The 13,089-nt window shown below is 60.3% G+C and carries 14 protein-coding genes; 6 read left to right on the top strand and 8 right to left on the bottom strand.

Translation table 11 applies throughout. The annotated features are described in order from the left end of the window. Positions 1–260: 260 nt before the first annotated feature. Positions 261–1,478: a DUF3422 domain-containing protein gene (locus tag PMI35_RS09800; RefSeq protein ID WP_008062541.1), complete on the bottom strand. Its 1,218-nt coding sequence runs from the start codon at positions 1,476–1,478 to the stop codon at positions 261–263. 376 nt (positions 1,479–1,854) lie between these two features. Between PMI35_RS09800 and PMI35_RS09805 the strand changes: the two genes are divergently transcribed. The 3 genes from PMI35_RS09805 (at position 1,855) to PMI35_RS09815 (ending at position 4,727) form a co-directional block, all read left to right on the top strand. Further along, the gene (locus PMI35_RS09805) at positions 1,855–3,435 is read left to right on the top strand and encodes a sensor domain-containing diguanylate cyclase (RefSeq protein WP_008062540.1); all 1,581 of its coding nucleotides are present in this window, start codon (positions 1,855–1,857) and stop codon (positions 3,433–3,435) included. 148 nt (positions 3,436–3,583) lie between these two features. Next, positions 3,584–4,012, top strand: a complete 429-nt coding sequence (locus PMI35_RS09810; protein ID WP_032831837.1) for a hypothetical protein — start codon at positions 3,584–3,586, stop codon at positions 4,010–4,012. 130 nt (positions 4,013–4,142) lie between these two features. Beyond that, positions 4,143–4,727, top strand: a complete 585-nt coding sequence (locus tag PMI35_RS09815; RefSeq protein ID WP_008062538.1) for a hypothetical protein — start codon at positions 4,143–4,145, stop codon at positions 4,725–4,727. Positions 4,728–4,800: 73 nt separating this feature from the next. On the opposite strand, the gene PMI35_RS09820 is transcribed toward PMI35_RS09815, so the two are convergent. Further along, entirely contained in the window at positions 4,801–5,883 is a 1,083-nt protein-coding gene (locus tag PMI35_RS09820; RefSeq protein ID WP_008062537.1) for an AI-2E family transporter, read from the bottom strand. A gap of 359 nt (positions 5,884–6,242) precedes the next feature. Here PMI35_RS09820 and PMI35_RS09825 point away from each other — a divergent pair, with 359 nt between their 5' ends. Continuing rightward, on the top strand, positions 6,243–6,677 hold the full coding sequence (locus tag PMI35_RS09825) for a hypothetical protein (protein ID WP_008062536.1): 435 nt from the start codon (positions 6,243–6,245) through the stop codon (positions 6,675–6,677). 297 nt (positions 6,678–6,974) lie between these two features. Here the strand turns inward: PMI35_RS09825 and PMI35_RS09830 are convergent, their stop codons facing one another. The 5 genes from PMI35_RS09830 to PMI35_RS09850 all read right to left on the bottom strand — a co-directional run bounded on the left by PMI35_RS09830 (position 6,975) and on the right by PMI35_RS09850 (position 10,763). Further along, on the bottom strand, positions 6,975–7,802 hold the full coding sequence (locus PMI35_RS09830) for a DUF3618 domain-containing protein (RefSeq protein ID WP_008062535.1): 828 nt from the start codon (positions 7,800–7,802) through the stop codon (positions 6,975–6,977). Continuing rightward, positions 7,799–8,230: a phage holin family protein gene (locus PMI35_RS09835; protein WP_008062534.1), complete on the bottom strand. Its 432-nt coding sequence runs from the start codon at positions 8,228–8,230 to the stop codon at positions 7,799–7,801. Before PMI35_RS09835 ends, PMI35_RS09830 begins: the two co-directional genes overlap by 4 nt. Then, entirely contained in the window at positions 8,230–8,880 is a 651-nt protein-coding gene (locus PMI35_RS09840) for a hypothetical protein (RefSeq protein WP_008062527.1), read from the bottom strand. The genes PMI35_RS09835 and PMI35_RS09840 overlap by 1 nt, the downstream gene beginning before the upstream one ends. Before the next feature lie 184 nt (positions 8,881–9,064). Beyond that, complete coding sequence (locus PMI35_RS09845; RefSeq protein ID WP_008062525.1) at positions 9,065–9,667, bottom strand: hypothetical protein; 603 nt, start codon at positions 9,665–9,667, stop codon at positions 9,065–9,067. 139 nt (positions 9,668–9,806) lie between these two features. Next, the gene (locus PMI35_RS09850) at positions 9,807–10,763 is read right to left on the bottom strand and encodes a threonine dehydratase (RefSeq protein WP_008062523.1); all 957 of its coding nucleotides are present in this window, start codon (positions 10,761–10,763) and stop codon (positions 9,807–9,809) included. A gap of 96 nt (positions 10,764–10,859) precedes the next feature. Here PMI35_RS09850 and PMI35_RS09855 point away from each other — a divergent pair, with 96 nt between their 5' ends. Continuing rightward, positions 10,860–11,675: an AraC family transcriptional regulator gene (locus PMI35_RS09855; protein WP_008062522.1), complete on the top strand. Its 816-nt coding sequence runs from the start codon at positions 10,860–10,862 to the stop codon at positions 11,673–11,675. Here the strand turns inward: PMI35_RS09855 and PMI35_RS09860 are convergent. Next, entirely contained in the window at positions 11,672–12,367 is a 696-nt protein-coding gene (locus PMI35_RS09860) for a tRNA (adenine(22)-N(1))-methyltransferase (RefSeq protein ID WP_238543192.1), read from the bottom strand. The two genes, PMI35_RS09855 and PMI35_RS09860, sit on opposite strands and share 4 nt — an antisense overlap. 202 nt (positions 12,368–12,569) lie before the next feature. Between PMI35_RS09860 and PMI35_RS35455 the strand changes: the two genes are divergently transcribed. Beyond that, the gene (locus tag PMI35_RS35455) at positions 12,570–12,866 is read left to right on the top strand and encodes a hypothetical protein (RefSeq protein WP_008062518.1); all 297 of its coding nucleotides are present in this window, start codon (positions 12,570–12,572) and stop codon (positions 12,864–12,866) included. The last annotated feature ends 223 nt before the right edge of the window (positions 12,867–13,089 follow it).

Below are 13,089 nucleotides of genomic sequence, written 5' to 3'. Positions count from 1 at the left end.
GAGCCCTTGGTTACTTGGGGCTTTTCCAAGTGACTCGCCGTAAGGGCGAAACCATAGGTGGCCGTTACCGCAGGAATGGATATGTACACCTGAAAAACAATCATCGTCTGCCAGGACGCCTTCGCCGGCAAGCCTGGCTCCTACAAGTTTTCACCCGCCGCGAAACCAAAGCTGGCCGTTACCGCAGGAATGCATATACACCCAATCCAAATATGAAGTGAACCGCATTACATTGAAAAGAGCGCATTCACCTCATCGCCTCAATGCTCTTTGACCTTCTTGATATGAAGAATGATCCACGCAAGAATCCCGATCGCAAGCGGCGCCATGGCCAGCATGGCCTCGCGCGGGGTCAGCGCCACGCCGAGCACGTGCAGCCCCGAGTAACCCAGCTTGAGCAGGCTCAGCAGGTAGTAGCTGATGGCAATGATCGAAAGACCTTCCACGGCCCGCTGGATCTTGATCTGGGCATCGGCGCGGGCGTTCAGGCTTTTGAGGATTTCCGAGTTCTGTTCTTCCATTTCCACCTGGACCCGTGCCTGCAACAGGTCACCGAGGTTGGCCACGCTTTCGGCCAGATGCTCCAGTCGTTGTTCGGTGGCCGTGCAGTACCTGACGGTGGGTTTGAAGCGGCGTTCGATAAACACGCCCAGGCGCTGGCAATCACCGACGTGGCTTTCCCGCAATTCACCCAGACGCTCGAACACCAATTGCGCATAGGCCTGTGTGGCACTGAAGCGGTGGCGGGTTTTCGCAGTACTGCTGACCACCTGGGCGGACAGGTTGGAGATATCCGCCAACAGGGCTTTGGCATGACTGCCTGCGGGGTCGGCGTTGCGTTCGGAGAGCGTGACCAGGGTCTTGTCAAAAACATCGAGCTGCGCACTCAAGTCCTTGGCCATGGTCAAGGATAACGAGGCCATCATGCGGTAGGTCTCGATTTCCAGGAGGCGACGAATCATTCGCCCCTGGCGGTACGCATTCAGGCGCCGGTTGATGAACAATATGTGGTTGTTGCCATCCTCGTTGATACGAAAATCGCTCCAGACCACTGCATCGCCACCGCCCACGCAGGAACCGCACGGATCCTTGAAACCGTAGCGCGAGAGATCCAGTTGAGCTTCACCGCGCACCACGATCTGCACCGAGTTGATCAGCGTCGGCAAATGCACCTGGATTTTTTGCGCCAGTACTTCGGGCAGTGCCGCCCAGGACAACTCATCGCAGGAGGACGTGACCACCAGGGTCAGGGTGAAAAATTCGGCATGGCGCTCCCATTTCAGGGCGTGGCCATCGAGCCGGGTAATGCCTTGGGCGGCGTTCAGATCCAGAGAGCCCGGGCAGCAGTCCTGAAGAAAGGTATTGCACAGCTGTTCGCTGCCGAGGAATGCCAGGTGAAACACATGGGCCGGCTCATCGAAGTACAGTGACGGGCGCGCGTGCAGTTCGTTGTGCAGGCTTTGTCGTAACGGGTGCATGTGGTGAGGCCATCTTGGAGTTGTTTTTGGCGCTTACGATAAATGCCAGGTCTTTCGGGGCATTATCGACTGCTATTGTGAGTGGGACTGGTCGATGCACCCACGAGTCACCGTTTTTTGCGCGATCTCTGCGAGCGGGTTGCGGAACGCAAGTGCGCACCCAGGTGTCATTTGTACTAGACACCATGGTGTCGCAACCCCTTCAGAGACAGAGGTGGCCTCATGAACAATATTATCTACATCGTCGGTGCCGTCGTGATCGTCCTGGTGATTCTGTCATTTGTCGGTCTTGTCTAGTCCAGGCTGCCCTTCGGCGAAACTGGACAGCTGAAGATGGCGAGCAGCGTGCCCAGACCGCGAGCAAAAGGAGTTGTTGATGCCCGGACGCAAGCAGCCACCGCCCAGGGTGGATGGCGACGTTGAACCTGTCTCTGCGACAACCGTGCGCGCGGGAGCGGTGTTTCGCCTCACGGTGAGCTTCATGCTGGTGGTGGTCCTGGCGTTTCTCGCGGTCGAGGGTTGGCGAACGTGGCGCGATTACCGGTCAGCCTTCGACACAGCCCGCGACTCCGTGACCAACCTGGCGCGAGCCACGGCGCAACACGCCGAAGATGCCATTCGGCAAGTGGATGTACTGACCGCCGCGCTCGGGGAACGGGTGGAAGGCGACGGCTTGCAGAACATCAACGTCCCGCGCATTCACAAGCTGCTGGTCCAGCAATCGAAAATCATGCCGCAACTGCACGGCCTGTTCATCTACGGCGCGGACGGGCAATGGATCGTGACGGACAAGCAGACCACGCCGGAACCCGCGAATAACGCCGATCGTGATTACTTCCAGTACCACCGCACGCACGACGATAAGAACGTGCGCATCGGCGAAGTGGTTCAGAGCAGATCCACCCACGATCTGATCATCCCCATCTCCCGTCGCTTGAACAATCTGGATGGCACCTTCGCCGGCGTGCTCCTCGGGACCATCAAGGTCAGCTACTTCGTCGACTACTACGGCGACTTCAAGATCGATGACAAGGGCGCCCTGGTGCTGGCCATGCGCAACGGAACCATCCTGGTTCGGCGCCCCTTCATTGCCTCCGTGGTGGGCAAAAGCCTGGCGGACAGCGAGATTTTCAAGCGCTATCTGCCCAACGCCAGCCAAGGCGTCGCCGAAGTCAAGGCCGTGGTGGACGACACCGAACGCCTTTACGGCTACCGGGCGTTGGCCACCTATCCGCTGGTGGTGGAAGCCGGGCTTTCCCGTGAATCCATCATCGCTCCCTGGCGCCGTGATCTATTTAAAACCGGGTGGGTGCTGGTGGTCCTGATCGGAGTGCTAGCGGTGTTCGGCCTCATCGTCTTGAGTCAGTTGCGCCAGAGAATGGTGACGGAAAGAAAGTTGCGTCACGCACACCAGGCCATGCGCGACATGGCGTTGACCGACAGCCTGACGGGCCTGGGCAACCGTCGACGCCTGGATACGGCGCTGCCGGAGGAGATTCGCCTGGCTGCGCGCCAGGGATCCACGCTGTCGCTGATCATGCTCGATGTCGATTACTTCAAACGCTACAACGACAGCTATGGGCACGCTGCCGGCGATGATTGCCTGGGCGCGGTAGGGGCCGCGATCCAACAGGCGGTCAAACGACCCGGGGATCTGGCTGTCCGGTACGGTGGCGAGGAGTTCACGGTGCTGCTGCCCAACACGGATGGTGCGGGTGCGGCACAGGTTGCCGAAGAGATTCTGCAAGCCATCCGATCACTGGGCATCGAACATTGCGCTCATCCCTTGGGCAGGGTCACGGCCAGCGCGGGCATCACCACCAGCCACCCGAGCTTCGAGGAGGTGACGCCGGCCACCTTGATCAAAGCCGCTGACGCCCTGCTCTACGTGGCCAAACGACAAGGACGAAATCGCTGGTGCTGCGCTAACGAGTCGAGCGAAAGTCGTCCACTGTAGGCCCGAGTGCTCTCTTGAAAATCCTTTCCAGCAAACTGGACGGACCTTGAGTGCCACCCAGTCTGCTACGCTTTTCATTCCCCGAATGGATTCGGGCAATCATTGCCAAAAGCTGTTTTTGAGGGGATGGAATGTGAAAGTCCAATTACTGGGGGTCGCTGCAACGATCGTCATCATCGGTACTGCTGTCTATGGACTCAACAACTGGAAAGAGCAGCAGAGTCAGCGCCAGGAAGCGGTATGTGCGTTAGCGCGCCAGCACCTCAAGGAGCTGGAAGTACAGGCACGGGCCCTGGCCGCCGGGTTGTCGGTCGAGGCCTATGCCGAAGCCGAAAAGGCCGAGGCCGGCAAGCTGGTTTCGGCGCTCGATACCGCAAAGAACGAAGCCGAGGTCGATGCCGTGATCGATCAGCATTCTGCCGCCATCGAAGCGCAGATCCATGCTGAAGATGCGGAGGTCAAGTCCCGGGGCGAGCAAAAATTCCTCGGTCAGGAACGCAAGGAGCAGAAAATCACCACCGATATAAAACAGGAAATCCAGCGTGCCGAGAAGGCTGTTGCCGATGACTGTGAATAATCTGCAGCGCAACTTTTTTAAATGCGCATGCTTATCAAAGTGACTAACGCGTTCTAGACTCCACTACGGCAGGTTCATTCAAGCTCCGCGTCCCTGACATAAAGCCAATAAAAAACCAGGAAATCCAGCCTTGAAAACTTCAACTATCGGTGTTGTGGGGAGTCTGCTGGTCTCGGGCGCGGTTTCAGCCACAGGGATTGCTCCTGTCCTCGATCTGGATTTCACCAGAACCGCCATGGAAACCCTCAAAAAACGCGGGATCGACGACGCGTGCATCATCGCCGCCCAAAACCCTGGATCGTTCACCTACTGCCGGGAAGGCTCGTCGACACTCTGGCAATACCAGACCCTGGACCTGGTGCAACAGGCCAGGCTGCTCAATGAAGGAACACCGGCTTCGAAGGACCATGGGCAAATCACTGTAGCGCAAGTCGATAGCGCTGCCTGCGATATAGAGCACCCGGTAGCGGTGGCTGGACCGACCACCTTTGCCACCCTGCTCCTCAGCCTGGCGAGCCTGTTCCTGTTGATCGGCTTTCGCTATACCTACCTGGCAATCATGCGCGGACGCTATCAACCGGTTGCCTATTCGGATCCGCGCCTGCCGCGCTTGATCAATCCCCTGTCAGCACACCCTTCGACCATCAAGGCGCTGGGGGCCTTCGGGATCGCTGCCACGCTGGCCCTTGTCTACTGCGGCTACCTCGGGCTTTGAACCAGGAACCGCCAACTGCCGGCAGGTCCCTGTACGCTCGATCCTGCGGATAAGGCAATACCCGCCTCTGCTCCTATACCGCGGGCGGCGGCGGATCCTGCACCCACTGCCAGAACAACTGATAACCGACCGCCAGCACCACCGGGCCGATGAACAGGCCAAGAATCCCGCTGGTAACCATCCCGCCCAGGGCTCCGATCAATATCACCGGCATCGGCACATCGACGCCGCGCCCCAGCAACAAGGGCTTGAGCACGTTGTCCACCAGGCCCGCGACGAAGACGTAGATGGCGAAGACGATGGTCGCGGTGCTGGCCCCTTCGGTGGCGAACACATAGGCAATGACCGGTACTGTGATCAAGGTTGCCGGCAACTGCATGATGCCCAGCAGCAGCACCGCCAATGCCAGCAGCCCGGCACCAGGAACCCCTTTGAACACAAACCCGAGCCCCACCAGCAGCATCTGGATGAACGCGATGCCGACCACCCCGAGCGCCACGGCGCGGATGGTTGCGGTACACAAGGTAGCCACCTGGGGCCCTCTTTCCGGTCCGCTGATCCGCGAGGCGATCTGCACCGAGGCGCGACTACCCGATTCGCCGTAAGCCATGAAGATCCCGGCGATGATCAGCGCGAAAATAAACATCAGGAAACCCATGCCGACGCCGGCGAGCTTGCCCAGCAACGACAGGCTGACATCCTTGATTTGCGGTATGTACTTCGCCGTCAGGCCCGGCAGGTCGGTGGCTGCCTGCAGCCACAGCGCCGACAATGGTTTACCCACCAGTGGCCATGTGGCGACGGAGTCGGACGGAGGCGGAATGCGGATGCCTTCGTCCCGGACCACGGTCATGGCGTTTTCCACCGAATCGGCAATCGAGGTGCCCAACAGGTAGATAGGCACCATGAGGATGATGACGGCCACCAGCACGATCAACGTCGCAATGCGGCCTTCTTTTCGCCCCAGCGGGCCCCGCAGCCGCTCTTGCAACGGGTAAAGCGTGATCGCCAGGATGATCGACCACAGCATCAAGTCGCGAAACGGGCGGAAAATTTCGAAGCAGAACAGCACCAGCACGACAATCAGGCCGGCGCGGATCAAGGTATCGAGCAACCCGCGGGACAAGGCCTTCTCTGACAGCGGCATGGGTACCATGGATGTCTCCTGACAGTTCACTGTGGAGGTAAGCAATCGGTTAGCCCAGCATAGACGTTGATTTCGAGGTACGAGGGGTCAATGCGGGACCTGATTGCAGGCCTGTCCGCGATCTCCCTGTAGGAGCGAGCCTGCTCGCGATGATCGTCAACGATATCGCGCCCTGTCTGAACGATCGCGTTGTCTGGACGTCCATCGCGAGCAGGCTCGCTATGCAAAATATGGCAACGCCATGACCGATGCAGTCCGGGATTCGTCGAGCCAGGAACACATCCCCTTGTGGTTTTTTCTTCATGAAATCTATTGACTTCCAAGAATGAGCTACCATAGCTAAACCGTTTTTTTATCGGGAGAAGATGATGCATCGATTGGTGAAACCGTCGGATTATGTTCTTCAGACTGCGCTGGACAAAATGGTCTATATGCTTCCCTGGGAACGACGACATTGCCCGGGAAACCCCACGGAAGAGCCCGAGCAAGGCGCCCTGCTCTATAACCAATACATCCTGAGTTTCCTCCACGGTGTGGCCCCGCGAACGCCAAGTGAACGAATCGTTGAAATCGCCCAATGGTGCCTGGCGTTAGCCGGTGAGCCTGCGCGGGCGTTGGCCGATGATTTGTCTGCGGCTTACCTCAGCCGGTACAGCTTTGTGCTCGCTGATATTTCAAGATACGACGATGAGTCGAGAGAATTTCGCGGGCACCTGGCGCTCTGGCCTGAAGAAATCAAAAAAATGCCAGCCAATCTGGTGATGGCATTGCGAGCCAGGGCCGCGGGCCTTTTGTTGCGCTGACACCTTGGGCAGCGAAAAATCGGGGGCAGGCTACAAGCAAACGGGTGTTGACCTGCTTACCCCGCATGCGCCGACCGGCAAATGCAAATTCCGCAAATCTCCAGTACGTTCCTTGTCATCCGCGAAGGCAGAACCTTGCCGCTAAAAATGCTGAAGCTCGGGTTTTCTCGGCGTGGTTGCCACGGCAACATTCGCGGTGCTGTCGTGCAACGCCCCCCAATGCCATTTTCCGTGCGACTGACTTGCCCAATGCCGTAGGGAGGCCAGCCTCTGACCTCCCGTTTTGCATACCACGCCCTACGACGTTCCCAGTCCGCGCGACAGATCGGCCGGTTGACTGGCTACCGCGGGGCGATCCCCTTCGGGCTTTTCCACGTCCATGTCCACGTGCTCTGTGGTTTTGGTCACCGTGTCGCGCACCGCTTCGAATCCCTCCCGTGCCTGCTGCTTGACCTTGTCGGCCAGCCCTGCGCTGGTCTTGCCCATGTAGCGCTGTTCGGTCGATGTCGTGGGTAATGCCGCCCCCAGCATGGCGCCCAGGGCAATGCCCGCGGCGGCAACGACCAGCGGCTGTTCCTTGAGCAAATGATTGACCTGGTTGCTCATCTGCTGGGTACTGCGCACCAGGCGGTCGCTGGCGTCATGCATGGCATGGCTGATGTTTTCGCTGGTAGCGCCCAGGTTTTCGCCCAGGTGCGCCGCCTTGCCTTTGACCGTCTGGTAACCCTCCTTCAGGGTGTCGGCAGTCTGGTGCAAATGCTCGCGCGCACTGTCGAGGCCATCCGCCAGGCCATCGGTCCACTCCCCTACCTTGTTCTGCTGCGGGTCCGCCCGATAAACGGGACGAGGAATCGGCGGACGGTTCTGGCTCATCATCAGCCACAACAGGCCCACCGAGGTCACCACCGCAGGAACGGGATTATTGCGAACGCTGGTGCCAAGGTTGCTCAGGAACGTGGTGCCGTTGCTTTGCATGAACGACAACGCCTGGTCGATGACCTGCCCTGGGGTGAATTTGCTTTCCAGTGCGTCGACGATGTTGCCAATGCTTGCACGCTGCGCATCGATTTCACGCTCGATGGTCTCGGGGCTTTTTTGCGATTCGATTTCGAATTCACTGTTCATGACACTCTCCTGCGCAGCGCTTCCTGGTCTTTGTTCAAGGCGTCCAAGGTGCGATCAGGCTTGAAGTGGGACGGTTCGAACTGTTTTTTTCCGGACTGCAGCATGGCAAACCCGACGATCATCACTACGACACCGACAATCAGCGCGGCCAGCCACGGCGCCATGACCATGCTCAAGCCGTAGACCACGGACATCAACAGGATGATGAACCCCGCCAGCAGCACAATTGCCCCCCCGGCGACGCCGGCAATGCCTGCCTTGAGCGTCGTGAGGCTGGCCTGCAGCTCAGCCTTGGCCAACGCCAGTTCCTTGGTGAACAGCGAGGGCACTTCGCGCGTCAGCTGGCGCAACAACCCGACGACCGAAGCGTCAGGCTCAGGTGTGGGCATCGGTCTTACGCCCGGCAGATCTTGATCTTCTCTGTTCATCACAGCGCTCCCTTGTAGGATGTGGACCCGGGTGTCGAATTCGCCGCAAAGTCTGATGGATGATCCTGGTCATTGGGCGCGGCCGGCGTGATGCCGGTGGCCAGGCCAGGGCCTTGATCGGTGCGCGGTGGCACGGAGGTATCAAAGGGTCGTTGAGCACCAAAGCCCCCGGACGGCGGCCTGGAATACCCTGCTGCCTGATCGTCGGCATCGGCGAATGTCGCCGCAGGCGCGGCACCAGCCTTGAGAAAGCGCGACAGGCCGAAGCCCAGCGCAATGCTGCCGGCAATGAACAATCCCGGATTATTGCGCGCCAGTTCGGCGGCGTCGTGAAGCAGCTGCTCCGCGCTTTTGCCACGCAAATTCCCCGCCAGCCCGCTCATGGACTCCGCCATGTCCGCGAGGTAGTCGGACATGCCGAGTTTGTCCTTGTCCTCCAATTCCGAAACGAAAGATTTTGCCCCTTGGGCCAGTGCCTCGATCTGATCGGCTGCCGTGTCACGGTACTGGCCAAACTGCTCATCCACCTGTTGTCTTGCACCGCCAAGCGTCTCTGTGACGCTTTCCTTGAGGTGTTCAAAGTCCTGGCCTGGCCCTGCGGCATTGCGCTTGTCCGGCTGGCTACCGGTCGTGCTGTCTGTAGTATTCATGTCGTCCCTCGCCTTCTGAGTGAAGAAAAGCGTTATCAGGGTTCGCCACGAAATACCCGCAGCCCCCCTCATTTCAGATGACGGGGCAGCGTGAGGGGGAGTTCCAATGGAATGATGAGCGATCGGTACAACAGCAGCTCATCTAACTACCAGGTTCAACGGATCGTGCTGATCCCCAGCGCAATCAACTGACAAACAGGTGCCAGGCGACCTGGACGATCAGCGACAGGATAAAGGCCAGGAATGCCCTGAGCAGATAGGCGTGGGTCATCTTTATGCATGACAGCTTGCGCTGGGTCCCGGTGTGGTTGTATCTCACGGCAAGCAGCAGCTTCTCCACCAGCTCGGGCTTGGGATCGGTCTTGCACCACAGACTGGCCAGGTCGCTGGCGTCGACCCGGCTTGAGGTTGAGACCTTGAGCGTTTCGAATGCCCAGAGGCCCGCCCGGAACAGATACAAGGTGCCCAGAAAGAAGATGGCCAGGGCGACAATGCTGTAGCCGACCGTTGATGGGTCGCTCCAGATGCCCGCAAGTAAAGAGGCTAAAACCGGTGCAAGCGCCGTGACGGCTGCCAGATAGAGGCTGGCCTTGGCGTCTGCGGATTTTCGGCGACCCGAGTCGGCATCATCGAGGCGTCGCGCTTCTTCAAGCGCCGCATCGGTGTCAACGTCCCAGTTGGCCGCCCTGATACTGGTGTTGTCTTGCTCATGCCCGGCCTCTTGTTGCTGGAGCTCTTGCTGGTTGAACGTTTGCAACCGGGGCCAGGTCAACTCTTTGAGGTTCATGGCGGCCAATGCCTTGGAGTTCATCGACAATGGCGCGGGTATAGGCGCGCCGGCTATGTTGGCCAGCCACGCCCACTGCCCATTGGGGTTGATTTCATGATAGTCGAGTGCGCCGGTTTCTGACTGAGGGTCAAACCCGTCACCCGATCACGCGTGCATACACCGATCTGTCGACATTGCCACCGGACAGGATCACCCCGACTTTTTTGCCCCGCATTGCTTCACGCTCCTGGATGAGCGCTGCCAGGGCGGCGGCACCTGCCCCTTCAGCGAGGTTGTGGGTATCGGTGTAATACACGCACATGGCCTCGGCAATCTGCGCCTCGCTGACCGACACGATCCGCGCCGCACCTGCCGCATAAACGGCGAAGGCTTCGGCAATGGGCTTGCGCACGGCCAGGCCGTCGGCAAAGGTGTCGGCCGAGGCGGTCTCACGTATTGCACCCGCTTCAAAGGATAATTTCGCGGCCGCCGCCTCAGTGGACACCACACCCACCACTTGGGTTTTGAGGCCCAGCGCGTCGCGGGCGGCGATCACGGCGCAAATTCCAGAGCCACAGCCAATCGGCACGTAGACGGTATCCAGGTCCGGCGCCGCCTTGAACAGTTCGAGGGCATAGGTGGCTACGCCCTTGACCAGTTCGGTGTGGAACGGCGGAACCAGGTAGAGGTCGTGGGCCTGCGCCAGGCGAGCGGCCTCCTCGCGGGCCTCATCGAAATCGCGGCCATGTTCGACCACTTCGCCGCCAAAGCCGCGCATGGCATTGTTCTTTTCCAGCGAGTTGCCTTGCGGTACGACAATCAGCGACTTCAAACCCAGCGCGCTGGCCGCCAGCGCCAGGCTCTGACCGTGGTTGCCGCGGGTGGCGGTGACAATGCCCCGCGCGTCCGGGTGCATGCGCTTGAGCCAGTGCATGAAGGTAATGCCGCCACGCACCTTGAACGCACCTGTGGGTGTGTGGTTTTCGTGCTTGACCCACACCGTGCAACCCAGGCGCTCAGCCAGCAAGGGCCAAGGGTACTGCGCGGTAGCGGGCATCACTTGGTAAACCAGGCGAGCGGCTTGTTCGATATCGTCGCGAGTCAGTGTGTACATGAGGAGGCTCCCAGGGGTTTGGCCCAGTCTAGACACGCTCGCCATTGGCCGGCTTTCAAAAAACCGACCTGACTTTTGCGCCCCTCCTTGACTACTATGGTGCTCATGAACCGTCCCAACCGCCTGCAACCGCCCTTCCCGCCTGAACCGGTGCGCCGTGTCGAGGCCGGGCCGTGGGCGATCGAACTGCTACCCGGCAGCGCCTACGCGACCCGATATGTCGCGAGCCAGGCGGCGATCGGCTTTGCCTTCGACAGCCAGCGCGGCCTGCACGCCATCGGCAGCGATCGGGTGCAACCCTTCATTGCCGTGCCTAACGGGCTGGCGTTCGTGCCTGCCGGGTGTGATGTATTGTCCGAATCGCCCAAGGGCGGTGAATACCTGCGGCTGATGCGCACTGACGGTAAGTTACTGACCGGGGATCGAGCCTTCAACAACCGCATCGATCCCCAGGCGACCGCCCTTGCCCTGCGAATGCGCGGTGCGCTGTTGCAGGCGAGCGTGACGGATGATTGGGAGGCCTGGGCACTCGCATTGGCCGAACGAGCCCAAGGGAACGAAGGGGTGCTGGCACCGTATCAAGGCTCGATAACCGCCAGCCGGATGCGCTTGCTCGATGAGTTCATCGACGCCGGCCTCTGCAGCCCGCTGGGTGTGCAGGCGATGGCGCAGTTGCTCGGGTTGTCCGAGGGCTATTTCCTGCGTGCATTCAAGCACGCGACCGGGCAAAGCCCGCACAGTTACCTGATCGACCGGCGCCTTGCCAAGGCCCGTGCCCTGATGCGCGATTCGACAGCGCGGCTGGCGGACATCGCCCACGCCTGCGGTTTCAACTCCCAGGCGCACATGACGACTACCTTCAGGCAACGTCTTGGCGTGAGCCCGGCGCAGTTGCGTGGTGGCCGGGGTTAAGCCAGTAACTCGGTGATCCACCGGGCTTGGCGGGCGATCTCCAGGACCTTATCTTCGGGAACGGGCTGCCGCGCCCGGGCGAAATGACTCAGGGTCTTGTGCTTGAGGCGCAGCATTCGCTGCCACTTGGCCAGGAACGCCGGGCTGCGGGCCTGCATCTGCAGTGGGCCGAAGTACAGCTCCTGGGCGCAATACTGAGCAGGCCCGGCGCGCTCGGCGACGATGATTTCGTAAAAGAAGCGATTTTCCCGCAGCACTTCCTCAAAGAGGATGCGGTAGCCATTGTCCATCAGCCATTGGCGCAGGGGCTGTTCGCCGCCGTTGGGCTGCAGGATCAGGCGCTCCTGGCCGCTCAGGCGCGCCTTGCCGCTGTCGAGGATGTCGCGAATGGTTTCGCCACCCATACCACAGAGGCTGATCGCCGTAATCCCGTCTGCCGGCTCGATCGCCGCCAGGCCATTAGCCAGGCGTACCTTGATCCGCATGTCTTGGCCGCTCTCGCGCACGGTGCGTTCAGCCGCGCGAAACGGCGTCAACGCCACCTCGCCGGCCACTGCCGCGCTGATCGCGCCACGGCGCATCAACGCCACCGGCAGGTAGCCGTGATCGGAGCCGATATCGGCCAGGCGCGCACCGGCTGGCACCTGCGCCGCCACACGCTCCAGGCGCATGGACAATGTCTGTTCGTTCAACTGCAACCCCTTTTCACCCCGACCCTGGGGCACCTTTGGCCCAATCGGGGGGGCGATTCTGTCGAGTAACGCCGTGCATTTCAAATTTATGCGACAAGGGCGCCATGACTGTTGATCGGCAGCACGTTCACCCAGGCCCCGGGCCGACTAGACTGATCAGGCACACCATCGGTTGCCAACCGCTTGAGCCAGGGGAAACGGGATGACCGCAATCACAGTGCGCCACTGCTCGTCATGGGTCCTGCCTTCCCTCCTCGCCATCAACCTGGTGCTGACAGCGGGCTGTGCAGGCCAGAACGCCACGGCTCGCTACTCGGCCTCGAGCTCAGGCTCAAGCTGCTATGCCAAAGCGCTGCCCACCGCTGGCGAAGGCGGCCTCGCCTTTGGCTCCACCTTGAGCATCGCGCGGCAGAAATCGCTGAATAACTGCATACGGTATGCCGGCCGCTCGGGGGGTACGCCCAGTACGTGCCAGGTGGTGTTGTCGGAGTGCAGGTGATCGGGCGGCAGCGGGGTGAGACAGGTTTCCCTCGTTATCGTTGACGACCATCGCGAGCAGGCTCGCTCCTACAGGGGAATGCGGACAGACCAGCAATCAGGTCGGCTGTCACGCCGCCTCGCGCGCTTTTGATCTGCTTTGGCTTTTGATTTTCTTGCCCCATCGAGAGGCTTCGTTCCGGTTCTGCGCAGTGGGTAAACCGGCATGGATGCCGGTTTAGCCG

This window comes from Pseudomonas sp. GM78 (assembly GCF_000282475.1).
In the GTDB taxonomy this organism is placed as follows: Bacteria; Pseudomonadota; Gammaproteobacteria; order Pseudomonadales; family Pseudomonadaceae; genus Aquipseudomonas.
This window is presented reverse-complemented; position numbering and strand designations above follow the sequence as displayed.